This is a genomic window from Bradyrhizobium sp. USDA 4510 (assembly GCF_054059095.1).
In genome coordinates this window covers 9,226,602-9,252,109 of the sequence record NZ_JBSSBT010000001.1, presented here as the reverse complement: position 1 = coordinate 9,252,109, position 25,508 = coordinate 9,226,602, and the positions used below count along the sequence as shown (strand labels likewise).

At 65.8% G+C, this 25,508-nt stretch carries 19 protein-coding genes, 1 other RNA gene and 1 pseudogene; 13 read left to right on the top strand and 8 right to left on the bottom strand.

Annotated elements, in window-relative coordinates; translation table 11 throughout:
- The first annotated feature begins 102 nt into the window (after positions 1–102).
- Together ACVMDN_RS43040 and ACVMDN_RS43035 are read left to right on the top strand one after the other, a co-directional pair.
- Complete coding sequence (locus ACVMDN_RS43040; protein ID WP_076825024.1) at positions 103–1,869, top strand: methyl-accepting chemotaxis protein; 1,767 nt, start codon at positions 103–105, stop codon at positions 1,867–1,869.
- Positions 1,870–2,066: 197 nt separating this feature from the next.
- Complete coding sequence (locus ACVMDN_RS43035) at positions 2,067–3,491, top strand: methyl-accepting chemotaxis protein (RefSeq protein WP_076825022.1); 1,425 nt, start codon at positions 2,067–2,069, stop codon at positions 3,489–3,491.
- 97 nt (positions 3,492–3,588) lie between these two features.
- Here ACVMDN_RS43035 and ACVMDN_RS43030 read toward each other — a convergent pair whose 3' ends face one another.
- The 5 genes from ACVMDN_RS43030 to ACVMDN_RS43010 all read right to left on the bottom strand — a co-directional run bounded on the left by ACVMDN_RS43030 (position 3,589) and on the right by ACVMDN_RS43010 (position 6,292).
- Positions 3,589–4,413 (bottom strand): TIGR00282 family metallophosphoesterase, encoded by an 825-nt coding sequence (locus ACVMDN_RS43030; protein ID WP_076825021.1) that lies wholly within the window; start codon positions 4,411–4,413, stop codon positions 3,589–3,591.
- A 2-nt stretch (positions 4,414–4,415) separates the two neighbouring features.
- Positions 4,416–4,994, bottom strand: a complete 579-nt coding sequence (locus tag ACVMDN_RS43025; protein WP_057016202.1) for a 5-formyltetrahydrofolate cyclo-ligase — start codon at positions 4,992–4,994, stop codon at positions 4,416–4,418.
- A gap of 171 nt (positions 4,995–5,165) precedes the next feature.
- A non-coding RNA gene (gene ssrS / locus ACVMDN_RS43020) (6S RNA) lies at positions 5,166–5,326 on the bottom strand.
- A gap of 265 nt (positions 5,327–5,591) precedes the next feature.
- Entirely contained in the window at positions 5,592–5,975 is a 384-nt protein-coding gene (locus tag ACVMDN_RS43015) for a cell division protein ZapA (protein WP_028332812.1), read from the bottom strand.
- On the bottom strand, positions 5,972–6,292 hold the full coding sequence (locus ACVMDN_RS43010; protein WP_018269681.1) for a DUF4164 domain-containing protein: 321 nt from the start codon (positions 6,290–6,292) through the stop codon (positions 5,972–5,974). The genes ACVMDN_RS43015 and ACVMDN_RS43010 overlap by 4 nt, the downstream gene beginning before the upstream one ends.
- A 334-nt stretch (positions 6,293–6,626) precedes the next feature.
- Here ACVMDN_RS43010 and tkt point away from each other — a divergent pair, with 334 nt between their 5' ends.
- From tkt to ACVMDN_RS42970, 8 genes are all read left to right on the top strand, one after another.
- Positions 6,627–8,609: a transketolase gene (tkt, locus tag ACVMDN_RS43005; RefSeq protein ID WP_076825019.1), complete on the top strand. Its 1,983-nt coding sequence runs from the start codon at positions 6,627–6,629 to the stop codon at positions 8,607–8,609.
- Between the two features lie 160 nt (positions 8,610–8,769).
- Positions 8,770–9,777, top strand: a complete 1,008-nt coding sequence (gap, locus tag ACVMDN_RS43000; RefSeq protein WP_016842563.1) for a type I glyceraldehyde-3-phosphate dehydrogenase — start codon at positions 8,770–8,772, stop codon at positions 9,775–9,777.
- Positions 9,778–9,956: 179 nt separating this feature from the next.
- On the top strand, positions 9,957–11,153 hold the full coding sequence (locus ACVMDN_RS42995; RefSeq protein WP_141341967.1) for a phosphoglycerate kinase: 1,197 nt from the start codon (positions 9,957–9,959) through the stop codon (positions 11,151–11,153).
- Between the two features lie 131 nt (positions 11,154–11,284).
- A complete protein-coding gene (gene fba / locus ACVMDN_RS42990) occupies positions 11,285–12,352 on the top strand; it encodes a class II fructose-bisphosphate aldolase (protein WP_057016199.1) in 1,068 nt (355 codons plus the stop codon).
- Positions 12,353–12,668: 316 nt separating this feature from the next.
- Positions 12,669–13,694, top strand: coding sequence for a class I fructose-bisphosphate aldolase (locus ACVMDN_RS42985; RefSeq protein ID WP_076825042.1), 1,026 nt, complete (start codon positions 12,669–12,671; stop codon positions 13,692–13,694).
- Complete coding sequence (locus tag ACVMDN_RS42980; RefSeq protein WP_076825016.1) at positions 13,695–14,384, top strand: thiamine phosphate synthase; 690 nt, start codon at positions 13,695–13,697, stop codon at positions 14,382–14,384. It abuts the gene before it with no gap.
- 7 nt (positions 14,385–14,391) lie between these two features.
- Positions 14,392–15,474 carry a tetratricopeptide repeat protein gene (locus ACVMDN_RS42975; RefSeq protein ID WP_076825015.1) on the top strand — a complete coding sequence of 361 codons (1,083 nt, stop codon included), beginning with the start codon at positions 14,392–14,394 and terminating at the stop codon, positions 15,472–15,474.
- 228 nt (positions 15,475–15,702) lie between these two features.
- A complete protein-coding gene (locus ACVMDN_RS42970; protein WP_076825014.1) occupies positions 15,703–16,497 on the top strand; it encodes an inositol monophosphatase family protein in 795 nt (264 codons plus the stop codon).
- Between the two features lie 14 nt (positions 16,498–16,511).
- Here the strand turns inward: ACVMDN_RS42970 and ACVMDN_RS42965 are convergent, their stop codons facing one another.
- From ACVMDN_RS42965 to ACVMDN_RS42955, 3 genes are all read right to left on the bottom strand, one after another.
- The gene (locus ACVMDN_RS42965) at positions 16,512–17,651 is read right to left on the bottom strand and encodes an AAA family ATPase (protein ID WP_141341970.1); all 1,140 of its coding nucleotides are present in this window, start codon (positions 17,649–17,651) and stop codon (positions 16,512–16,514) included.
- A 116-nt stretch (positions 17,652–17,767) separates the two neighbouring features.
- Complete coding sequence (locus ACVMDN_RS42960) at positions 17,768–20,923, bottom strand: multidrug efflux RND transporter permease subunit (RefSeq protein WP_057016195.1); 3,156 nt, start codon at positions 20,921–20,923, stop codon at positions 17,768–17,770.
- Between the two features lie 6 nt (positions 20,924–20,929).
- The gene (locus ACVMDN_RS42955; RefSeq protein WP_141341973.1) at positions 20,930–22,135 is read right to left on the bottom strand and encodes an efflux RND transporter periplasmic adaptor subunit; all 1,206 of its coding nucleotides are present in this window, start codon (positions 22,133–22,135) and stop codon (positions 20,930–20,932) included.
- A gap of 541 nt (positions 22,136–22,676) precedes the next feature.
- Here ACVMDN_RS42955 and ACVMDN_RS42950 point away from each other — a divergent pair.
- From ACVMDN_RS42950 to ACVMDN_RS42940, 3 genes and pseudogenes are all read left to right on the top strand, one after another.
- Positions 22,677–23,663, top strand: a complete 987-nt coding sequence (locus tag ACVMDN_RS42950; protein WP_057016194.1) for a hypothetical protein — start codon at positions 22,677–22,679, stop codon at positions 23,661–23,663.
- Between the two features lie 27 nt (positions 23,664–23,690).
- Positions 23,691–24,720: pseudogene (locus ACVMDN_RS42945) on the top strand (peptidoglycan -binding protein).
- A gap of 373 nt (positions 24,721–25,093) precedes the next feature.
- The gene (locus ACVMDN_RS42940; protein WP_456828064.1) at positions 25,094–25,480 is read left to right on the top strand and encodes a hypothetical protein; all 387 of its coding nucleotides are present in this window, start codon (positions 25,094–25,096) and stop codon (positions 25,478–25,480) included.
- The last annotated feature ends 28 nt before the right edge of the window (positions 25,481–25,508 follow it).

Sequence of the window (25,508 nt, the reverse complement as noted above, 5' to 3'; positions counted from 1 at the left end):
ACCGCAAGCCGGAATATGAGGCACTTGTTAACCATGACTTCATGCCCGGGTGCGAGGATCGCCCCGTCCCGCCGCAACTTTCCACAGCCCCAAAGAGCCCACATGGCGTTCGGTTTGTTTCGAAAGCAAGTGCCGGAGCCGGGTGCGCCGGCCGTCGCGCCGCAGGTTCCAACCGCGGCCGCAGCCCCTGAGGTCTCGACCGAGACTGATTCGGCCAAGGATTCCTCCAAGGAGATCCTGGAATTGCTGGAACTCGAGCTCGGCGCGATGATCCGCCAGCTCGAACGCGCCGCGAGCTCGGTCGCCGACGGCGCCGAGGCAACGGCTGCCAAGCTCGCTACGATCCGCGCCCGCACCGATGCGCTGACCGGCCGCAGCAGCGATGCGCAAAGCACCGCGACGACGTTCTCGCAAGCCGCCGACCGTTTCACCCATTCCGCCGAGGGCATCAGGGCGCAGGTGCGCAGCGCGAGCCAGCTCGCCGACGACGCCGCGGCCGCGGCGCGCGAGGCCACCGCCAATGTCGATCGCCTGCGCGAGTCTTCGGCCGCGATCGGCAACGTCGTCAATCTGATCGCACAGATCGCGCGGCAGACCACGCTGCTCGCGCTGAACTCGACGATCGAGCCGGCGCGCGCCGGTGCCGCCGGCAAGGGCTTTGCGGTGGTCGCAACCGAGGTCAAGGCGCTGGCGGTGCAGACCCAGAGCGCGACCGGGGAGATCACCCGCAAGATCGAGGCGTTGCAGAAGGACGCCACCGGATCGGCGGACGCGGTGCATCGCATCTCCCAGGCGATCGAAAAGATCCGCCCGGTGTTCGAGAACGTCAACGGCGCGGTTGCCGAGCAGAATGAAATCACCGGCGAGATGGGCCAGAACGCCGCCTCCGCCTCGCACTTCATCGTCTCGGTCGGCACCAGCGCCGGCGAGATCGACAGTGCAACGCGCGAAGCCGCCGCGCATGGCGACAATGTCGCCAGGGCCGGCAAGGCGGTGACCGCCTTCGCCCAGAAGCTGAAAGCGCGCTGCGCGGTGCTGCTGCGCCAGGACGAGCGCGGCGATCCGCGCAAGAACGAGCGCCTGCCCTGCAGCCTCAAGATCGAGATCACGACCGCGCGCGGCCTCGTCACCGCGCCGGTCTACGAGATCGCGATGGACGGCATTCTGATCGGCGGACCCGATGCCGGGAAGCTGCCGGTGCAGGAGACCCTGAACGCGACATTGCAGGAGATCGGCGCGTGCCGGATCCGGGTCGGCGAGCGCTCCAAGGCAGGCAGCCAGGCCCGCTTCGAGGCGGCAACGGCCGAGCTGCGCGAAAAAATCGAAGACCGGATGTGGGCGATCCACGAGGAGAACGCCGAGCTCGTCACCCGCGCGATCGAAGCCGGCAGCACGCTGAGCAAGATGTTCGAGAACGGGCTGGCGAGCGGCGCGATTACAATCGCCGACATGTTCGACACCGACTATGTCGAGATCGCAGGCACCAACCCGGTGCAGTACCGCACCAAAATGCTGGACTGGGCGGAGCGCACCCTGCCGGCGTTCCAGGACGCATTCCTCGCCAGGGACAAGCGAATGGCATTCTGCGTGATGATCGACCAGAACGGCTATCTGCCGGTCCACAACAAGCTCTACTCGCAGCCGCAGCGGCCGGGCGACGTGGCATACAACACCGCCAACAGCCGCAACCGCCGCATCTTCAACGACGCCGCGGGCCTCGCCGCCGGCCGCAACCAGCGCGCCTATCTGATCCAGACCTATGCGCGCGACATGGGAGGCGGCAACACGGTGATGATGCGCGAGATCGACGTACCGATCCGCGTGCGCGGCCGGCACTGGGGCGGGTTCCGCACCGCCTACAAGCTTTGAACGCTTCGTAGCCCGGATGCAGCGAAGCGTAATCCGGGATGCATGTTTCCACGGGCAGGAGTCCCGGATTTCGCTGCGCTGCATCCGGGCTACACAGTGCGCGCTCAGGCAAGACCGGCAGCGCGAATCACGCTTTAGGGTTGGAATGGGGAATGCTGCGGCGGCCGACGAGCCGCTGTAACGGAGGAAGCGTCGACATGTCGGCCGCGCAGCTTGCAGTTCTGGATACGTCATCGGACCGAACGCTGGCCGAGCGGCTGGTGGACCAGCTCGCCGACCGCATCGGCGGCCTCGGGGTGGAACTCGCCGACATCGCCGGCAACGTCCAGGAGGTCGCGAACCGCGTCAGCAGCCAGTCCGAGCGCTTCCATCATTTGCAGACGACGGCCGAGACGATGGTCGCCGCCAATCACGACATCGCCAACGCATCGCAGGCGGTGCAAACGACCGCATCCGCCGCGGTCGGCCAGATCGCGGAGTCGCGCCATGTGGTCGAGACCGCGGTCAGCCATATCGCGGAGCTCGTCGCGGCGGTCGGACGGATCGAAGCGCGGCTCGCCGCGGTCGGCTCCGCGCTGAGCCAGGTCGCCAAGGTTTCCGGTTCGATCGAGGCAATCGCCAAGCAGACCAATCTGCTGGCGCTCAACGCCACCATCGAGGCGGCGCGCGCCGGCAATGCCGGCCGCGGCTTTGCCGTGGTCGCGAGCGAGGTCAAGAACCTTGCGGAAGCAACCCGCCAGGCGACGCATCAGATTTCCGACACCGTGCGCGATCTCGACGGCCAGATCGGCAGCCTGATCGGCGAGAGCAGCGATGCCTCGTTGCGCGCCAAGAGCGCCGGCGAAGGCGCCCAGCAGATTTCGGGCATCATCATGCGCGTGCAGGAAGGCTTCTCATCCGTCGGCGCCGAGATCGGCAGCGTGGCGCGCGCCGCGACCTCCAATCTCGGCCATTGCGACAGCGTGATCGCGGAGCTGAACGAGCTGGCGAAGGGCGTCGATCTCTCCTCGCGCGACCTCAAGCACGCCGACAGCCGCGTCGCGAAACTGCTCGAGCTCTCCGAGAGCCTGATCGTGACCATCGCCGACAGCGGCGTGCAGACCAGCGACACGCCGCTGATCCGCGTCGTGATCGACACCGCAAGGCAGATCTCGGAGCTGCTCGAGAATGCCGTGGCGCGCGGCGAGATCACGCTCGCGCAATTGATGGACGAGAATTATCGCGAGATCGCCGGCACCAATCCGAAGCAGTATCTCACCGACTACGTCGCCTTCACCGACCGCGTGTTGCCCGCGATCCAGGATCCGATCCAGAAGAGCGATCCGCGCATCGTGTTCTGCGTCGCCTGGGCGCGCAGCGGCTATCTGCCGACCCACAATCCGAACTACCGGCAGCCGCAGGGGCCGGACCCGGTGTGGAACAACGCCAATTGCCGCAACCGCCGCCTGTTCAACGATCGCGCGGTGAGCAAGGTCGCGGCCAACACAAAACCGTTCCTGTTGCAAACCTATCGCCGCGACATGGGCGGCGGCAATTTCGTGCTGATGAAGGACCTGTCATCGCCGATCGTCGTGAACGGCCGCCACTGGGGCGCATTCCGGATGGGTTTTCGGCAGTCGTAGTTCGTAGCCCGGACGCAGCGAAGCGCAATCCGGATCAATGCGACCGCGGAGAGATTCCCGGATTTCGTTTCGCTGCATCCGGGGCTACGTTTCCTCGCTAGGTCCAAAACCCCGGCACCGCAGGCTCGAGCCGCCCGCCGGCGCGCACCGGCGCGACCTTCACCGCGAGCCCGGTCGCATCGTCGGTCTCGACCGCGATGCCGCTCAGTGTTGCCACGCCGCCCGCCGGCTCGAAACGGCCGGAGGGAATGCCGGTGAGGAAGCGCTGCAGCGGCTCCTCCTTCTGCATGCCGATCACCGAGTCATAGTCGCCGGTCATGCCGGCATCGCTCATATAGGCGGTGCCGCCCGGCAGCACCTGATGATCGGCGGTCGGCACGTGGGTATGGGTACCGACCACGAGGCTGACGCGGCCGTCGCAGAAGAAGCCGACGCCCTGCTTCTCGCTGGTCGCCTCGGCATGGAAATCGAGCACGATGGCATCACAGCCCTCGCGCAGCGGGCAGGCCTCGAGCTCGCGCTCGATGGCGCTGAACGGATCGTTCGAGGACGGCTCCATGAAGACGCGGCCGATCGCGTTGAGGACCAGCGCGCGCTTGCCGCTCTTGGTATCGACCAGCGTGGCGCCGCGGCCGGGCGAATGGCGCGGAAAATTCAGCGGGCGGATCAGGCGCGGCGCGCGCTCGATGAAGACCAGCGCCTCCTTCTGATTCCAGGCGTGGTTGCCGAGCGTGATCGCATCGGCGCCGGCGTCGAGCAGCTCCTGATAGATCGCCTCGGTGATGCCGAAGCCGCCGGCGGAATTCTCGCCATTGACGACCACGAGATCGAGCGACCAGTCCCTGATCATGCCGGGAAGGTGGTCGGCGATGGCGGTGCGGCCGGTCCTGCCGACGACGTCACCAACGAAGAGAATTCGCAAGGCTAGCTACTCCGGAAATCGAACGTCTTGCGCTCCGTTAGCACAAAATCGAGCGGGACGTCGTGCGACAGCGCCGGAATCGCCTTGGTTTCCTGTGCAGCAAAGGCAAGTCCGACCCCGATCACATGCTTGGCCTTGCGCAGATGCGCGAAGGTATAGTCGTAATAACCGGCGCCGTAGCCGATGCGGTGACCGAGCTTGTCGAATGCCGCGAGCGGCACCAGCATCACGTCCGGATGCACCTCGGCGGCGGCCGGCGACGGCTCGGGAATGCCGAGCGGCCCGAGCATCAGCCGGTCCTGCGGCGACCAGCTGCGGAAGGTCAGCGACTGGCCGCGCGCATTGATGCAGGGCAGCGCGAGCCGCGCGCCCCTGTCGGCAAGCTTCTTCATCAACGGCGCCGGATCGAGCTCGCTGCGGATCGGCGCATAGCCCGAGACGATCATGCCCGGCGCGATCTCGAACGGCGCGCCGCGCTTGGCGAGCGCTTCGGCAGCCGTCGCGCGCTGCTCGTCGCTCAGCGCATCGCGCTTGGCGAGAGCAAGTGCCCGGAGCTCGGCCTTCGATGGAGATGCGTGCATGATCCATCTTCCGCTGTCGTCGTCCGCGACAACGGACGATCCATCATCCCAGAGACGCTAGCTTTCGTTAAGGCCAGGCCGCGGTGCGCTGGACGACCCGTATCGCGGGGCACAACACTGCTAGACAATTCAACCGCCGCAGCGCGACGACAAGGCAACAGCAAAAATCAGTGCGAAGCCGCAGAGGCCGTTGGAGCGCTCGATCCCGGAGTTCCCTACGAAAGTAGGTGGGCACCATATGTCCGGGTCCACGGACCCGGCCAGGGACAGTTCCCTAAAGGATCGATAAGGCCCCGGGGATATATGGCTCCTGACGCACGACGCAGCTTCGCGGGGGCTAATCTAGCCATCGTTGCCCCAATCCGCCAGCGGTAAGGAAGACGCAGCCGAGACTCATGCACTTCTCTCCACCCTCCCCTGGAGGGGGAGGGTCGGTACGCATGAAGCGTAGCGGAATGCGAACCGGGGTGGGGTGATCTCTCAACGCGGGCGCTACACGTGTGGAAAGACCGTCACCCCACCTCGCCGCTCATTTCATGAGCGTCGATCCTCCCCCTCCAGGGGAGGATAAGATCACCCGATGCCGGAAAATATAGATCACCCGATCGCGATGCCGCCGCCGATGGTGCGGTTGAGCACCTGCGTGGTGCGCTCGATCCGCTCCGCGGCGGCGTTGAGCGCGTTGGAGACCGCGGTCTGGGTCGCGCGGGCGCGGTCGATGGCGGCAACGCGCGCGTTGCGCAGCTGCTCGACCTCTTCCTCGAGGCTGCGGATGCGTGCGCTGGCGTCGACCAGTTCGTCGCAGGCGGTGAGCGCCGCCATCACCGTCAGCCGCGCATCGCCGATCTCGCCGAACTTGCCGCGCAGCGATTCCACGCGCTGCTGGAGATTTTCCGCGAGCTTTAGGAGCCGCACCTCCTGGCCCTCCTCGCAGGCCATCCGGTATTGCCGGCCATTGATGGTGACGTTGATGTGGCTCATCTGCTGTCTCCGCCGTCGAGCACGGCGCGAATGCTGCCGATTGCCGCGTCGAGTTTTTCCGCGATCTCGCGATTGGCGCGCTCGAGCTTGCGCGTCTTCACCAGCGATCCGTCGAGCTCGTCGGCAAGCCTGGAGCGATCGGCGCCGAGCGCCTGGATGCGGCTCGCCAATTCGTTCTCGTCGCGGTCAGCCTCGCGGCGCCGCTCCACCGAGCTTTCCAGCGCATCAAGCGCTGCCATCAGCCGCTTGGTCGCAGCATCGATATCGGCAAGCGGTGCCTCGGTATTGCCAGACCCGTTGGCGAGACGATCACTCATGACACGCGGCGTGGACCTTTCAAGTCGGTTGGCCTTGGTAGCCTGCGGAAGACAGGCCTGCCGCACGGCAAAACAGGCGGTTCGGCAAGCGTTTACGGGACGAAATTTACGTGGCAAGCGAGCCCAGCGCAACGGCGGCGCAGAACTATGCACCGTTGAATGAAATAGGGCGATTTCGGGCAACTTTTCCCCGTTTTGAGGCGTTCCATCGCCTTGGACTTGCGGAATTGAGGTGCTAATCCACCCCCAACCCGTAAGGCCATCCACGCGCGTATCGCGGCTGCCCGCCCGATGCGTCCAGCATCAGCTCCTCATTTTAGGCGGACTTTTCATCATGACGCAGGTCGATCACACCCGTATGGCCAATGCGATCCGTGGCCTTGCCATGGACGCCGTCGAAAAGGCGAATTCCGGCCATCCCGGCCTGCCGATGGGCGCCGCCGACATCGCGACCGTCCTGTTCACGAAATTCCTGAAATTCGATGCGGCCGACACGGCGTGGCCCGATCGCGACCGCTTCGTGCTCTCGGCCGGCCATGGCTCGATGCTGCTCTATTCGTTGCTGTACCTCACCGGCAACAAGGACATGACGCTCGACCAGCTCAAGCATTTCCGCCAGCTCGGATCGCTGACACCGGGACACCCCGAGAACTTCCACACCAAGGGCATCGAGACCACCACCGGTCCGCTCGGCCAGGGCATCGCGACCGCGGTCGGCATGGCGCTCGCCGAGAAGATGCTGGCCGCCGAGTTCGGCAAGAAGATCGTCAACCACCACACCTATGTGCTTGCCTCCGACGGCGACCTGATGGAGGGCATCTCGCAGGAAGCGATCGCGCTCGCCGGTGTCTGGCGGCTCAACAAGATGATCGTGCTGTACGACGACAACGGCATCTCGATCGACGGCCCGACCTCGATCTCCGATTCCGTCGATCAGGTGAAGCGCTTCAAGTCCGCAGGCTGGGCCGCCGAATTGATCGACGGCCACGATCCGCAGGCGATTGCCGCTGCAATCACCCGCGCGCAGAAATCCAACAAGCCCTCGATGATCGCCTGCAAGACCACGATCGGGTACGGCGCGCCGCACAAGGCCGGCACCGCCAAGGCGCATGGCGAAGCGCTCGGCGCCGACGAGCTCAAGGCGGCCAAGGAGAAGCTCGGCATCTCGCTCGAGCCGTTCTCGGTGCCCGACGATGTGCTGAAGGCCTGGCGCGAGGCAGGCGCCCGCGGCGCCGCCGAGCACAAGGCTTGGGACGAGCAGTTCGCGCAGCTCGGCAGCCGCAAGCGCGCCGAGTTCGAACGCCGCATTCGCCACGAGCGGCCGCAGTCGCTCGCCAAGGGGCTGCGCGCCTTCAAGAAGGGACTCCTGGAAAATCCGCTCAACGTCGCGACCCGCAAATCGTCGGAAGCCGCGATCGAGGTGATTGCGGCTGCGATGCCGATGGAATTCGTCGCCGGCTCCGCCGACCTCACCGGCTCCAACAACAACAAGGCGAAGTCGGCGACGGCGTTCGGCGCCAAGACGCCGAAGGGTCGCTTCATCCATTACGGCGTCCGCGAGCACGGCATGGCGGCGTGCCTCAACGGCATCTTCCTGCATGGCGGCTTCGCGCCGAACGGCGCCACCTTCCTGGTATTCACCGACTACGCGCGCGGCGCGATGCGGCTGTCGGCGCTGATGGGCACCGGCGTCGTCTATGTCATGACCCATGACTCGATCGGCCTCGGCGAGGACGGCCCGACGCACCAGCCGGTCGAGCATCTCTCCGCGCTCCGCGCGATGCCCAACATGCGCGTGTTCCGTCCCTGTGACGCGGTCGAGACCGCCGAGTGCTGGGAACTGGCGCTCAACCGCGTCGACGGACCGACGGTGCTGGCGCTGACTCGCCAGAACCTGCCGCAGCTCCGCACCACGGCGCCGAACGACAACCCGTGCAGCCACGGCGCCTATGAGCTGGTCGCGGCGCAGGGTGACGCAAAAGTGTCATTGTTCGCGTCGGGTTCCGAGGTCCAGATCGCGGTCGAGGCGCAGAAGCAGCTCGCCGGACGCGGCATCGCGACGCGGGTGGTCTCGGTCCCGTCGCTGGAATTGCTGCTGGCACAGCCCGCCGAACGGCAAAATGCCATTATCGGCAACGCCCCAGTCAAGATCGCGATCGAGGCCGCGGTGCGCTGGGGCTGGGATGCCGTGATCGGCCATGACGGCGAATTCATCGGCATGCACGGATTCGGCGCCAGCGCCCCGGCGAAGGACCTTTTCCCGCATTTCGGCATTACTGCTGAAGCCGTCGTTAACGCTGCCACGAAGCGCGTCTGACGCTGGCCTGACACCTGTCGGCCAAGGTTGAGCTTGTCGCAAAAAAGGATTACCTAAGCTCCATCTTTTCCGTACGCGCCCGGCCGAACCGGGCGTTCCGCCGTAAAAACCTCGTGGGAGCGCTCCCGCGGGGCTAACAACAGCATTAGAGGAGACGAGCATGGCAATCCGCGTCGCGATCAACGGGTTTGGGCGTATCGGCCGCAACATTCTGCGCGCCATCGCCGAGTCCGGCCGCAAGGACATCGAGGTGGTCGGCATCAACGACCTCGGCCCGGTCGAGACCAACGCACACCTGCTGCGCTTCGATTCCGTGCACGGCCGCTTCCCCGGCACCGTCACGGTCGACGGCGACACGATCAGCCTCGGCGACAACAAGATCAAGGTTTCGGCCGAGCGCGATCCCTCCAAGCTGCCGTGGAAGGCGCTCGGCGTCGACGTCGCGCTGGAATGCACCGGCATCTTCACCGCGAAGGACAAGGCCTCCGCGCACCTCACAGCCGGCGCCAAGCGCGTGCTGGTCTCGGCGCCCGCCGACGGTGCTGACGCCACCATCGTCTACGGCGTCAACCACGACACGCTGACCAAGGATCACCTGGTGATCTCGAACGGCTCCTGCACCACCAACTGCCTCGCGCCGGTCGCCAAGGTCCTGAACGACACCGTCGGCATCGAGACCGGCTTCATGACCACGATCCATGCCTATACCGGCGACCAGCCGACGCTCGACACCCTGCACAAGGATCTCTATCGCGGCCGCGCTGCGGCGATGTCGATGATCCCGACCTCGACCGGTGCCGCGAAGGCGATCGGCCTCGTGCTGCCCGAGCTGAAGGGCAAGCTCGACGGCGTCTCGGTCCGCGTTCCGACCCCGAACGTTTCCGTGATCGACCTCAAGATCGTCGCCAAGCGCGCAACCGACGTCAAGGAGATCAACGAGGCGATGAAGCGTGCGTCCGAGCAGCAGCTCAAGGGCATCCTCGGCTACACCAACGCGCCGAACGTCTCGATCGACTTCAACCACGATCCGCACTCGTCGACCTTCCACATGGACCAGACCAAGGTGCAGAACGGCAACTTCGTGCGCGTGATGTCCTGGTACGACAATGAGTGGGGCTTCTCGAACCGTATGGCGGACACCGCCGTCGCGATCGGCAAGCTGGTTTAAGTTCGACTGTTCGCGATGCCCGGCTCACCGCCGGGCATCTGCGTGTTTGCCGCTCCGTCATTCCGGGATGGTCCGCAGGACCAGACCCGGAATCTCGAGATTCCCCGATGCGCAATTGCGCATCTGAGGTTCGATGCTCCGCATCGCCCCGGAATGACCCCAGGAGTTCGACACCCCCCATGACAAAATCGTTCCGCACCCTCGACGACGTCAACGTGAAGGGCAAGCGCGTGCTGCTGCGCGTCGACCTCAACGTCCCCATGGAAAATGGCCGCGTCACCGACGCCACCCGGCTCGAGCGCGTGGCCCCCACCATCACCGAAATATCCGACAAGGGCGGCAAGGTGATCCTGCTGGCCCATTTCGGCCGCCCCAAGGGACGCGATCCCAAGGAATCGCTGAAGCCGGTCGCGGAAGCGCTGTCGAAAGTGATCAAGCGCCCGGTGGCCTTCGCCGAGGACTGCATCGGCGAGCCCGCGGCCGCCGCTGTCGGGGCCCTCAAGGACGGCGACATCCTCTGCCTGGAAAACACGCGTTTCCATAAGGAGGAAGAGAAGAACGACGCCGGCTTCGTTGCAGAGCTCGCCAAGCTCGGCGACATCTGGGTCAACGACGCCTTCTCCGCCGCGCATCGCGCCCACGCCTCGACCGAAGGCCTCGGCCACAAGCTGCCGGCCTATGCCGGCCGCACCATGCAGGCCGAGCTCGATGCGCTCGGCAAGGCGCTGGAAGCGCCGACCAAGCCGGTGATCGCGATCATCGGCGGCGCCAAGGTCTCGACCAAGATCGACCTCCTGGAAAATCTCGTGAGCAAGGTCGACGCGCTGGTGATCGGCGGCGGCATGGCCAACACCTTCCTGCACGCGCAGGGCGTCGCCGTCGGCAAGTCGCTCGCCGAAAAGGATCTTGCCCCGACCGCGCTGCGGATCATGGAGAAGGCCAACGCGGCCAACTGCGCCATCATCCTCCCCGTCGACGCTGTCGTCGCCAACCAGTTTGCCGCCAACGCGCCGTCCCATGCCTATGGCCTCGATGCGATCCCGGCCGACGGCATGATCCTCGACGTCGGTCCGCAATCGATCGCGCGCATCCATGCCGCGATCGACGACGCGGCGACGCTGGTCTGGAACGGCCCGCTCGGCGCCTTCGAGCTGACGCCGTTCGACCGCGGCACCGTGGTATCGGCCAAACATGCCGCCGAACGCACCAAGGCCAGGAAGCTGATCTCGGTCGCCGGCGGCGGCGACACCGTCGCGGCGCTGAACCAGGCGGGCGTGGGCGGCGATTTTTCCTACGTCTCGACCGCGGGCGGCGCGTTTCTTGAATGGATGGAAGGCAAGCCGCTGCCGGGCGTCGAAGTTCTGAAAAACCGTTGATCCAGAGCATGATCCGGAAAAGTGTGAAGCGGGTTTCCGAAGAGATCATGCTCAAACAAAGAGCAAAAGCGCGATGAAAATGAGCTCATCGCGCTTCACATCCACGAACTTGCACTACAGGGAGAAATGGAATGGCTCGCATAACGTTGCGGCAACTCCTCGACCACGCGGCCGAGCATGATTACGGCGTACCTGCCTTCAACATCAACAACATGGAACAGGCGCTGTCGATCATGGCGGCAGCCTCCGAGGTCGACGCGCCCGTCATCATCCAGGCTTCGCGCGGCGCGCGGTCCTACGCCAACGACGTCATGCTCAAGCACATGATGGACGCCGTCACCGAGATCTACCCGCAGATCCCGGTCTGCGTGCATCTCGACCACGGCAACGAGCCCGCCACCTGCATGACCGCGATCCAGGCCGGCTTCACCTCGGTCATGATGGACGGCTCGCTGAAGGCCGACGGCAAGACCCCCGGCGACTGGGACTACAATGTCGGCGTCACCAAGACCGTGACCGGCATGGCCCATCTCGGCGGCATCTCGGTGGAAGGCGAGCTCGGCGTGCTCGGCTCGCTCGAGACCGGCATGGGCGACAAGGAAGACGGCCATGGCGCCGAGGGCAAGCTGTCGCACGACCAGCTGCTGACCAACCCGGACGAGGCCGTGAAGTTCGTCAAGGAGACCAAGGTCGACGCGTTGGCGATCGCGATGGGCACCTCGCACGGCGCCTACAAGTTCACCCGCAAGCCCGACGGCAACATCCTCGCCATGAACGTGATCGAGGAAATCCATCGCAAGCTGCCGAACACGCATCTGGTGATGCACGGCTCCTCGTCGGTGCCGCAGGAGCTGCAGGAGATCATCAACGCCAATGGCGGCAAGATGAAGCCGACCTGGGGCGTGCCGGTCGCCGAGATCCAGCGCGGCATCAAGAACGGTGTGCGCAAGATCAACATCGACACCGACAACCGGATGGCGATGACCGGCCAGATCCGCAAGGTGCTGAAGGACAATCCGGAAGAGTTCGATCCGCGCAAGTACCTGAAGCCCGCGATGGAGGCGATGACCAAGCTGTGCAAGCAGCGCCTGCAGGAGTTCAACACCGCGGGCCAGGCCAGCAAGATCAAGAAGGTGCTGACCACCGCGGAAATGGCCAAGCGCTACGCCGCGGGCCAGCTCGACCCCAAGGTCGCCTGACGTATCTCTCCCTCTCCCCGCCCTTCGCGGGGAGAGGGTTGGGGTGAGGGGCTGCTTCCACGAGCCGCGAATGCGGCTAGACCTGTACCCCCTCACCCGAATTGCATCTAGCGATGCAACATAGCCGAAGCTCGACTTCGGCGTTCTTTGCCGACGGCCGCCGAAGGTGGCCTGTGCCTCTCCCCGCAAGCGGGGCGAGGTGAACAGAACAAGCCAAATCTACGCGCGATCTCAGCCGCGACGAACGTTTTCTAGGCATTTGCCCGAGAACCGCCTATTTTGGTTTGCAAAGGCAATGGCTCTGGAGGACGCCCCGATGAACCTCTCCGACCTCAACAAAATCGCGCTTGCCATGGTCACCCCGGGCAAGGGCATTCTCGCCGCCGACGAATCCTCCGGCACCATCAAGAAGCGGTTCGACGCCATCAAGGTCGATTCGACGGAGGACAATCGCCGTGACTATCGCGAGATGCTGTTCCGCTCGCAGGAGGCGATGAGCAAGTACATCTCCGGCGTCATCCTTTACGACGAGACGATCTGGCAGAATGCCAAGGACGGCACGCCGCTGGTCAAGCTGATCGAGCAGGCCGGCGCGATCCCCGGCATCAAGGTCGACGAGGGCACGCAGGCGCTGCCGAACTGCCCAGGCGAACTCGTCACCGTCGGCCTCGACAAGCTCGCCGAGCGGCTGAAGAAATATTACGAGCGCGGTGCGCGCTTTGCGAAGTGGCGCGCCGTGATCGATATCGGACCGCGAATCCCGACCCAGACCGCGATCCGTGCCAACGCCCATGCGCTGGCGCGCTACGCCGCGCTGTGCCAGGCCGCGCAGATCGTCCCGATCGTCGAGCCGGAGGTGCTGATGGACGGCGATCATGACATCGACCGCTGCTACGAGGTGACGCAGCGCGTGCTGAACCGCACCTTCCAGGAATTGCGGGTGCAGCGCGTCGCGCTCGAAGGCATGATCCTGAAGCCGAACATGGCGATCTCGGGCAAGAAGTGCCCGAAGCAGGCGCCGGTGCAGGAAGTCGCCGAGAAGACCATCCGCCTGCTCAAGAGCTGCGTGCCGGCCGCGGTGCCCGGCATCGCCTTCCTCTCCGGCGGCCAGAGCGACGAGGAAGCGACCGCGCATCTCGACGCCATGAACAAGATCGGCAATTTGCCCTGGCGGCTGACCTTCTCCTACGGCCGCGCGCTGCAGGCGGCGCCGCAGAAGGCGTGGTCCGGCAAGCCCGACAACGTCCCCGCAGGCCAGCGCGCCTTCTCGCATCGCGCCCGGATGAACGGGCTCGCGAGCACCGGCAATTGGGAAGCCGGCCTCGAGAAACAGGCGGCATAGTTGGCGACCAAGCCCGTTCCGCCGCGGCCGACGCCGCGCCTCTATCTGGCAACGCCGGCGGTCGATGAGCCTGCGCGGCTTGCGGCCGAGCTCACCGAGCTGCTTGCCGCGGCCGATGTCGCGGCCGTGCTGGTGCGGCTGCGCGAGAGCGATCCGCGCAGCATGATCTCCACCATCAAGGCGCTGGCGCCTGCGATCCAGCACGCCGGCGCGGCGCTGCTGATCGACGGCCATCCCGATATCGTGGCCCGCGCCGGCGCCGACGGCGCGCATCTGACCGGCGTCGCCGCGATGGAAGAGGCGGTGCCGTCGCTGAAACCCGACCGCATTGTCGGCGTCGGCGGGCTCGCGACCCGCCACGATTCCATGGCCGCGGGCGAAGCTGGTGCCGACTATGTGCTGTTCGGCGAGCCCGACGCCAACGGACAGCGGCCCTCGCGCGAGGCCATCGCCGAGCGGCTGGAGTGGTGGGACGAATTGTTCGAGCCGCCCTGCATCGGCTTTGCAACCTCGCGCGAGGAAGCCGAGACGTTCGCGGCGGCCGGCGCGGATTTCGTGCTGGTCGGAAACTTCATCTGGTCCGATCCGCGCGGCGCCAAGGCGGCGCTCGCCGAGATCGGCGACGCGATTGCGCGGGCGCATGCCGGCACATTCGGCAAGGCCAAGGCCGACGGAAGGGCCGAGGGATGACGCCGGAATGAAATGCCTGCGTCCGATAGGTGTTGCGCTCGGCTGCACGATGCTGGCGAGCGGCGCGATGGCGCAGCTCTCGATCACGCCGCCGGCACAGACGCCGCCCGCGAAGAAGGACGCTGCGAAGCCGAAGGTGCATTCGCCGGTCGCGAAGAAGCCGGCGCCCAAGCCCGCCGCCTCAGCGACGCCGAAGCCTGCCGCATCTCCGACGCCCTCGCCGACCCCGACCCAGGCCGTCGACGATCCCAATGTCGACCTCGTCTACGGCGCCTATCAGCGCGGCATGTACAAGACCGCGTTCGATCTCGCGACCGCGCGCGCGCAGAACAACAACGATGCCAAGGCCATGACGATGCTGGGCGAGCTCTATGCCAATGGGCTCGGCGTCAAGCGCGACTACGTCAAGGCCGACGAGTGGTACAAGCGCGCCTCCGATGCCGGCGACCGCGAGGCGATGTTCGCGCTCGCCATGATGAAGATCGCCGGCCGCGGCGGCGCCGTGGACAAGGATGCCGCGGTCAAGCTGCTGGCGTCGTCGGCCAAGCTCGGCGAGCCGAAGGCGGCCTATAATCTCGCGCTGCTCTATCTCGACGGCCAGACCCTGCCGCAGGACCTCCGCCGCTCCGCCGAGCTGTTGCGCATGGCCGCCGACGCCGGCAGCCCCGAGGCGCAATACGCGCTCGCGACCTTCTACAAGGAAGGCACCGGCGTGCCGAAGGACCTCGAGAAGGCGGCGCGGCTGCTGCAGGCCGCCTCGCTGGCCGACAATGTCGATGCCGAGGTCGAATATGCCATCGCCCTCTACAACGGCTCGGGCACGCCGCGGAACGTGCCGGCGGCGGTGGCGCTGCTGCGCAAGGCGGCCCGGCAGAACAGCGCGATCGCGCAAAACCGCCTCGCCCATGTGCTGGCGACCGGCGCCGGCGCCCCGGTGGACAAGGTCGAGGCGCTGAAATGGCACACGGTCGCCAAGACCGCCGGCAAGGGCGACCCCGATCTCGACGACATCCTCGCCGATATGAGCCCGGAAGACCGCGCCAAGGCCGAGGCAGCCGCGCGAAAATGGATCGGAAACAACGTCAAATGACGCCTTGACGGCGCCACTTCCAGAGGGCACCCAGTCCGAAACCCAGGGCGCCACAGGCCGTTTCCCGTCATCCTGAGGTGCGAGCGGAGCGAGCCTCGAAGGATGCACGGCCCCGGACCGGGCCGTCGATCCTTCGAGACGCGCGTTCCGCGCTCCTCAGGATGACGGGCAGGGTCTTGCTACGCTGCCCGATCGATTTCCAACGCTCGAAAGCCACCAGCTTCCATCATGCTCTATTCCGCTCTCATCAATGTCATGGTCAAGGCCGCGCGCCGCGCCGGCCGCAGCCTCAAGCGCGACCTCGGCGAGATCGAACATCTCCAGGTGTCGCTGAAGGGGCCGGCAAACTTCGTCTCGCTCGCCGACAAGCGCGCCGAGGAGATGCTCTACACCGACCTCGAGAAGGCCCGGCCCGGCTACGGGTTCCTCGGCGAGGAAGGCGGCAAGCGCGAAGGCTCTGACAAGAGCCACACCTGGATCGTCGATCCCCTGGACGGCACCACCAACTTCCTGCACGGCATCCCGCAATTCGCGATCTCGATCGGGCTGAAGCGCGAGGACACCGTGATCGCCGGCGTGATCTACAATCCCGCCAATGACGAGCTCTACATCGCCGAGCGCGGCAAGGGCGCCTTCCTCAACGACCAGCGGCTGCGCGTCGCCGGCCGCCGCCAGCTCAACGAATGCGTTGTCGCCTGCGGCCTGCCGCATATCGGCCGCGGTAGTCACCAGCTGGCGCTGCAGGAGATGGCTGCGCTGCAGAACAAGGTCGCGGGCTTCCGCCGCTTCGGCGCCGCCTCGCTCGACCTCGCCTTTGTCGCTGCTGGCCGGCTCGACGGCTATTGGGAGCGCAATCTGCAGGCCTGGGACGTCGCGGCCGGCCTGCTGATGGTCCGCGAAGCCGGCGGCACCGTCTCCGGCATCCAGGGCAATGACGACCCGCTGCAGACCGGCCACATCGTCTGCGGCAACGAGTTCGTGCACGGCGAGCTGATCAAGATCCTGAAGCCGCTCGGGCAGTAACGCGACGGCGCGATTTAATCGTCGTCGTCATCGTCATCCTGGTCGTCCTCGCGGTCACGAAATTCACCGCCCGCGGTCAGGCCCTCGATGGTGGTGGCGCCCTTCGTCTTGATCACCCGGCGCAGCGGCACCGCGCTTTCGCTGCGCAGCGCTTCCATCAGAGGCTCCGAATGGGTGACGATCCAGATGTCGGCACGGCGCGATGCCTTGGCGATCAGCCGCGCCAATGGCGCCAGCAGCGAGGGATGCAGGCTGGTCTCGGGCTCGTTCAGCGCGATGAACGGCGGCAGCCGATAGCCCATGAACACGGCGAGCAGGCAGATATATTTCAGCGTGCCGTCGGATAGTTCGTGCGCCTTGAACGGGCGCGGCACGTCAGCCTGCTGCAGCTCGAATTCGCACCGTCCGTTTTCCGCCCATGCCTGGAGCTCGGCGCCCGGGAACGCGTCCTCGATCGCATCCTGCATGTCCACCGCATCTTGCCTGATCGCGCTGAGCGTTGCCAAGGCGGCGGCCAGGTCGCTGCCATCGGCGCTCAGCGACGGTGTCGTGATCGCCAGGCAAGGCTTTCGGATCGGCGAGCCCGGATCGGTGCGGAAATCGTGATAGAAGCGCCAGCTCTGCAGCGCGTTTCGGATCAAATCGATCTCGGGACACGCCTTGCCGTCGGGGAAATCCGCCAGCACGGTTTCCGATGGCAGCACCGCATTCTTGTGCTCGCTCCAGGCGCCGCTCTCGCCGCGGACGCTGACGTGTGAATTGGTCCGCTCCATCATCAGGACTTTGCGCTTGCCGTGGATCGCCTCGACGCGTTCGGATTTGATCATCGGCTCGCCGGGAAACGCCGCCTCAAGCGGGCCGGGATGCCCGAGCTCGATGGCGTATTTGACGTGATCGAACCTGACCTCCAACCGCAGCCTTGCATCCTCGCCGCGCTTGCGCAGGCCCGACCAGTAGACCGAGTTCAACCCGCCTTCGTCGGAGATCGTGCGCGTGATCCGGCCGGTCGCAGCATCCCGCAACAGCGACAGCGACTTGTAGAGATTGGATTTGCCGACGCCGTTCTCGCCGACGAAGACGGACAGCGGCTGGATGGGCATGAAGAGCCGCCGGATCGAGCGATAATTCGAGATCGCAATATCGCTCGGCCGCATCGCATGCCCTCAATCCCCGGGTTGCCCAAACGCTTCCCGTTCAATCCAGAGCTGCAATCTGGATTGGTCAGCTTGCGAAAGCAAGCTGCTGATCTGAGCAGCACCGGTCCCTGATGTCAGTGACCGATCCTTGCCGGCGCGGGCGGGCCATATACCTCACCCTGCCCCGGCGCCGTTTCGCGATCGCCGGCCAGCACGCGCTGCACGCTGACGAAGAACACCGGCACCAGGAGCAGCGCGAGGATCACCACCGCGATCATGCCGCCCATCACTGACGTGCCGAGTGCCTGCTGGCTGGCGCCGCCGGCGCCGGTCGCGATCGCCATCGGCAGCACACCGCAGACGAAGGCCAGACCGGTCATCAGGATCGGGCGGAATCTGAGGCTGCACGCCTCGATTGTCGCCTCGACCAGCGGCTTGCCTTGCGCGCGCAGATCCTTGGCAAACTCGATGATCAGGATCGCGTCCTTGGCGGCAAGACCGATGATGGTGATCAAACCGACGGTGAAATAGACGTCGTTGGAGAGCCCGCGCATCGTCGCCGCCACCACCGCACCGAGAATGCCGAGCGGAATGGTGAGCAGCACCGCGAGCGGAATGGTCCAGCTCTCATAGAGCGCGGCGAGCAGCAGGAACACCACCAGCACCGACAGCGCGAGCAGGAACGGCGCTTGCGAGCCCGACAGCTTCTCCTGCAGCGACTGGCCGGTCCATTCATAGCCGAAGCCACGCGGCAGCTTGTCGGCGAGCCGCTCCATTTCGGCGATCGCATCGCCCGAGGTGAAGCCCGGCCGCGCCTCGCCGGAGATGCGCACCGCCGGATAGTAGTTGAAGCCCGCGATCTGCGTCGGCCCCTTCGTCCACTCGATGGTGGCGAAGGCCGAGAACGGCACCAGCTGGCCGCGGCTGTTCTTGACGTTGTAGTTGAGAATGTCGTCCGCGTTCATGCGGCTGGTCTTGTCGGCCTGCACGATGACGCGCTGCATGCGCCCGCGGTTCGGGAAGTCGTTGATGTAGTTCGAGCCGAGATTGGTCGAGATCGTGTTGTTGATATCCTCGAAGGTGAGGCCGAACGCGCCCGCCTTCTCGCGGTCGATCATCAGATTGACCTGCGGCGCGGGCGGCAGGCCTTCGACATAGACCTTCTGCAGGATCGGGCTGGCATTGGCCTCCGCGATCAGGCGATCGGACGCGGCGATCAGCGCCGAATAACCCTTCTGGCCGCGGTCCTGCAGGCGGAACGAGAAGCCCGAGGAATTGCCGAGGTTGTCGATCGGCGGCGGCTGCAACGCCGAGATCCTGGCGTCGCGGATCGACGACAAATCGCGGTTGATGTCGGCAACGATGGCGGCGGCGGAATCCTTCGGGCCGCGCTCCGACCAGTCCTTCAGGGTGATGAAGGCCTGCGCGGTGTTCATGCCCTGGCCGAGGAAGCTGAAGCCGGTGAGGAACGTGACGTTCTCGATGCCGGCGCGGTCCTTGAGGTACTTCTCGACCTGCTCGACCGCGGCTTCGGTCCGGGCATAGGACGATTCCGACGGCGTCTGCACGTCGGTCGTGATGAAGCCCTGGTCGTCGACCGGCAGGAAGCCGCCGGGCAGCCGCACGAAGCCGTAGGCGACGCCGAGGAACAGCACGAGGTAGATCAGCATCAGGCGGCCGGTGCGCTTCAGCGAGCCCTGCACGGTGCGGGTATAGCCCGCGCGGCTGGTGTCGAGCACGCGGTTGAACCAGCCGAACACGCCCTTGCTGGCATGGCCGTGGCCCTTCTTGACCGGCTTGAGCAGCGTCGCGCACAGCGCCGGCGTCAGCGACAGCGCGAGCAGCGCCGAGAACGCGATCGCCGCCACCATGGTGACCGAGAACTGCCGGTAGATGATGCCGACCGAGCCGGGGAAGAACGCCATCGGCACGAACACCGCCATCAGCACCAGCGTGATGCCGATGATGGCGCCGGTGATCTGCGACATCGCTTTCTTGGTGGCTTCCTTCGGCGGCAGGCCCTCCTCCGCCATGATGCGCTCGACGTTCTCGACCACGACGATGGCGTCGTCGACGAGGATGCCGACCGCCAGCACCATGCCGAACATGGTCAGCATGTTGATCGAAAAGCCCGCGATCATCAGCGTAGCGCAGGCGCCGAGCAGCGCCACCGGAACCACGATGGTCGGGATGATGGTGTAGCGGATGTTCTGCAGAAACAGGAACATCACGACGAACACCAGCACCACGGCCTCGACCAGCGTCGTCAACACCTTCTTGATCGAAGCCTCGACCACCGGCGTGATGTTGTAGGGGATTTCGTAGGAGATGTTGGCCGGGAAGAAGCGCGACAGCTCCTTCATCTTGGCTTCGACCGCGCTCGCGGTCGCCAGCGCATTGCCCTTCGGCGACAGCAACACCGAGAGGCCGGCGGTCGGCTTGCCGTCGAGGCGGGTGTTGAACTGGTAGCTGAGGCCGCCGATCTCGATCCGCGCGACGTCGCGCAGGCGGACCGTCGAGCCGTCGGCGTTGGCGCGCAGGATGATGGCGCCGAACTCGTCGGGAGAGGACAGCTGGCCCTTCACCAGCACCTGCGCGGAAATCTTCTGGGTATCGGTGCTCGGCTCGGCGCCGATGCTGCCGGAGGCGACTTGGGCGTTCTGCGCGGTGATCGCCTTGTTGACGTCGTCGGCGGACAGGCCGTAGCCGACCAGCTTGGCCGGATCGATCCAGATCCGCAAGGACCGCTCGGTCGAATACAGCGTGGCGCGGCCGACGCCGGGGATGCGGCGCACCTCGCCCAGCACGTTGCGGATCATGAAGTCGCCGAGGCCCACTTCATCCAGCGAGCCGTCGGTCGAGTTCAGCGTGATGATCTGCAGCACGGCGGACGAGGCTTCCTCGACCAGGATGCCCTGCTGGATCACGGCGCGCGGCAGCCGCGCCTCGACGCGCTTGAGGCGGTTCTGCACCTCGACCGAAGCCTGGCTGGTGTCGGTGCCCGGCTTGAAGTTGGCGATGATCTCGACCTGGCCAAGCGAGTCGGAGGTCGATTCGAAGTTCAGGATGTTGGCGGCGCCGTTGAGCTCCTCCTCGATCAGCCGCGTCACGCTGTTGTAGAGGTTCTCCGGCGACGCGCCGGGATAGCTGGTCGAGATCGAGATCGAGGGCGGCGCGATGATCGGATATTGCGCGACCGCGAGCAGCGGAATCGAGATCGCGCCGATCAGACAGATGAACAGCGCGACGACCCAGGCGAAGATCGGCCTGTCGATGAAGAAGCTAGGCATGCCGGATCACCGCACTGCGTGCGCGGTCTGGTGCGGATCCGTCGGTGCTGCAGCTGCGTCGACCTCGCGCCAGGCTTGCGGCCGGACTTTGTCGCCGGCGGCGAATTTCTGGAACCCCTCGACGACGACCTTGTCGCCGGCCTTCAGGCCGTCAGTCACGAACCAGGAACCACCCTGCAGCGAGCCGGTGCGCACCGGCTGCACCGCGACGTGATTGTCGGCCTTGACGACGAACACCTCGCTGCCGCCGCCGCCATTGCGCTGGATCGCCTGCTGCGGCACGGCAATCGCATCGCTGTCGATGCCCTGCTCGATCAGCACGCGCACATACATGCCCGGCAGCAGGATGCGATGCGGGTTCGGGAACTCGCCGCGCAACGTCACCTGCCCGGTATAGGCGTCGACCTTGGCGTCGGAGAACAGCAGCTTGCCCGGCAGCGGGTAGATCGAGCCGTCGTCGAGCACGAGGCGCACCTTCATCGCGTCGGGCGCGATGCGGTCGAGATCGCCGCTCTCGAAGGCGCGGCGGAGCTGGTTCATCTCGGTCACGGACTGCTGGAAGTCGGCGTAGATCGGATCGAGCTGCTGGATGGTCGCAAGGCTCGCGGCGTCGTTCTGCACGACGAGCGCGCCCTCGCTGACCAGCGCCGCGCCGATGGTGCCGTCGATCGGCGCGCGGATCGTCGCATAATCCAGATTGAGCTTGGCTCGCGCGACTTCGGCCTCGCGACCCTGCACGTCGGCTTCGGCCTGCTTCAGCGTCGCGATCGCCTTTTCGTTCTCGGCTTCCGGCGCCGCGCGCTGGCTGGTCAAGGTGGCGATACGGCGGGCCTGCAGCGCGGCCTGTTCGAGCACGGCCTTGGCGCGCGCCAGCGCCGCCTCGGTCGACTGCAATTCGACTTCGAACGGGCGCGGATCGATCTGGTACAGGGGATCGCCGACCTTCACCTCGCTGCCCTGATGGAACATGCGGTTGACCACGATGCCCGAGACGCGCGGGCGTACCTCGGAAACACGGGTCGGCGCGATGCGGCCCGGCAGCTCGCGCAGCATCGCGCGCGCCTGCGGCTTCACGGTGACGACACTGACGTCCGGCTCGGGTGCTTGCACGGCGGCGGTTGCGGTGTTCGGCTCGTCGCAGCCTGCAAGCAGTGGCGCCGTCACGGCCAGCATCAGAGCAATGCATGCCGATTGCGCGCGAAGTCCAGACATTGAGATAATCGCCCCTGAAAGGTTTGAACAAACGAACGGCGGTGTCACGGCGACACCGCTCGCGTTGCTGCGATGAAAATAAAATCTGCTTGCTGCGACGCAATGCGTTTTTGGGCGGCTCAATGTCACAGAATGCTATCACTCTGATTTCGCGGCATCTTTTGTCTTGTCACCGCATTGTGAGCGGGTTCCATCGCAGGCTGTGGGAATGCATTAAGGTCTGCGTGAGCGGGAACCCCGCCATTTTGCCTGCGCGGAATGCCGCACCTTGCAACATCGAGACAATCGGACCGAATCACCATCGTCGCGTTCGCCTCACCGAATGACGCGTGCAAGCCGACCTCATTTCGCGATCTGCGGGTGGGGTGTGCAGTTCAGCGGATGGTGATGCGCCGAGCGGTCGGAAAGCCGTGCAAAGCGGCAACGGCCCACGAGATTCCAACTCAAGGTCCTGTTTGCTGCCCCTGGAATCGGCTTTCCTCACTCCGCCGCTGTGCCATATTGCTCGCAGATGCGGCCTTCGCGAACGGATGACCCGGCAATGCCTCCTTCCCGCTCCGACATGGAGATCGAATTGAGCAAGCTGTCCTCGCCTCGTATCTTCCTGGTGCGGATGCTGGTGTTCCTGGTGCTCTGCGGCCTGGTCGGGGTCGTGCTGTACAAGCAGATCGTCACCGCCTTCTTTGCCAATCCGGGGCTGAACGCCCTGATCGGGGCGGTGCTGCTGATCGGCATCATCCTGGCGTTCCGCCAGGTGATCCGGCTCTATCCCGAGGTCGCCTGGGTCAACAATTTCCGCATCGCCGATCCCGGCCTTGCGATCGAGCGCCGCCCGACGCTGCTTGCCCCGATGGCCGCGATCCTCGGCGGCGAACGCTCGGGGCGGATGTCGATCTCGCAGCAGACCATGCGACATCTGCTCGATTCGATCGCAACTCGCCTCGATGAAGCCCGCGACATCTCGCGCTACATGACCGGCCTGTTGGTGTTCCTCGGCCTGCTCGGCACCTTCTGGGGCCTGATCGAGACGGTGGGCTCGGTCGGCAAGGTGATCGACGGGCTCAAGGTCGGCGGCGACTCCGGCGCGCTGTTCGATACGCTGAAGGAGGGCCTCGCCGCGCCGCTCGGCGGCATGGGCATCTCGTTCTCGTCCTCGCTGTTCGGCCTCGCCGGCTCGCTGATCCTCGGCTTCCTCGACCTGCAGTCGAGCCAGGCCCAGAACCGCTTCTACACCGACCTCGAGGACTGGCTCGCCGGCACCGTGCGCGGCATTTCCGGCGATGAAGCCGGCGTCTCCGGCGACATGCAGGGCGCGATCGATCGGCTCCGCACCGCGCTCGAGGAAGGCGGCGGCGGCCGCAGCACCACGGCCGCGATGGCCAATCTTGCCGAGGCGATCCAGGGACTGGTTGCGCATATGCGCACCGAGCAGCAGATGATCCGGGAATGGGCCGACGGCCAGGGCGAGCAGAACCGCGAGATCAAGCGGCTGCTCGAACGCCTCGCCCGCCAGCCCGAGAAAAGCTAGCCGGGGAGCAAGCCCAAGGAGACACCCATGGCCCTCGCCCGCTCGCGCCGCAGCGAATCCGGCTTCAACTACTGGCCCGGCTTTGTCGACGCATTGTCGACGCTGGTGCTGTCGATCGTGTTCCTGCTGTCGGTATTCCTCGTCGTGCAGTTCTTCCTGTCGCAGGAGGTCACCGGCAAGGACAAGGCGCTGGAACAGCTCACCGCCAAGATCGCCCAGCTCAACGACCTGCTGTCGCTGGAGAAGCTCTCCAAGCTGACGCTCGACGACCAGGTGGCGCAGCTGCGCGCCGGGCTCGCTTCCGCCGAAGGCGAGCGCGACCGCATGAAGGGACTCTATGAGGGGCTCGCGAGTTCCGGCAGCGACGCGCAGGGCCGCGCCAACGAACTCAACAAGGCGCTGGAGTCCGAGAAGGCCGTATCGTCGCGCGCACTTGCGCAGATCGAGTTGCTGAACCAGCAGATCAGCGCGCTGCGCCGCCAGCTCGCCGCGCTCGAGGAGGCGCTCGACGCCTCCGAGAAACGCGACAAGGAATCGCAGAACCGCATCGCCGATCTCGCGCCAGCGCCTCAATGTCGCGCTGGCGCAGCGGGTGCAGGAACTGTCGAAATACCGCTCGGAATTCTTCGGCCGGCTGCGTGCGATCCTCGGCAACCGTCCCGATATCCGCGTCGTCGGCGACCGCTTCGTGTTCCAGTCGGAAGTGTTCTTCGACACCGGCCAGGCGACGCTGCTGCCCGAGGGCAAGACCGAACTCGAAACTGTCGCGAGCGCGCTGATCGATCTCGACAAGCAGATTCCGCCCGAGATCGCCTGGGTGCTGCGCGTCGACGGCCACACCGACGTGCGGCCGATCAACAGCCCGCTGTTCAAGTCCAACTGGGAGCTGTCCTCGGCGCGCGCGATCTCGGTGGTGCAGTACCTGGTCTCGCTCGGCGTGCCGGCGCAGCGCCTGGTCGCCGCCGGCTTTGCCGAATTCCAGCCGCTCGACACCGCGCAGACCGAAGAGGCCTACAAGCGCAACCGCCGCATCGAGCTGAAGCTGACAGAACGCTAGGACGACGGCGCCTGGCCAACCAGTCGTCATTGCCGTGTTTGCGTGAACCCGTGAGGACGGGCACACGGCGCTATCCGTTCGTCGTCCTGGCGAAAGCCAGGACCTATAACCATCCCACTTGATCCTGGACGGGATCGTGGCCCCAGCGTCGCGCAACAATTGAGATTTGGGGTAATCGGTCCTGGCTTTCGCCATGACGACATTGAGTGTGTGGCAAGGTCAGTGAGTCACACGTCCGCATTCTCGCGACATGAATGTCCAAACTTCATGTCGAAAGATCCGCAACACCGGCGAGGCGTCGCCGCGATCGGTGGAGACCGTTCATTACACGGATATTTGCTTCGTCCTGGCGAGGCTTCCGGGAACGCATCAAATGCGGCGGACGTTATGTTGGTATCGCAATCTCGCGGGCTTGGCGGATGTCTCGTCTCCGTCGCGGCTGTGCCTGTCGCTCAAGCCTCACCGCGCCATCTCGGACCAGCACATGTTCAAGACCAAATTTGCCATCGTCGTCGCCGCCGGCCTCATCCTCGCACCGGCCCCGCTTCTCGCGCAGAACACCGGCGGCACCCCGCTGCCGCCGAGGCCTGGCGACCGCGCCGCACCGTCGAACGGCGTCGGCGGCACTGCGCTCCCGACCCAGTCCGGCCAGCGCGTCGCACCGTCTTCGGGCACCGGCGGCGGCAGCGCCGCACCGGCGCTTCCGGGAGGCCCGACGGGCACCACCACCGGCAATGCCGACAATCCGCAGCGGCGATGACGCGAGCGACGCTTGCGCGGGAAGTCCT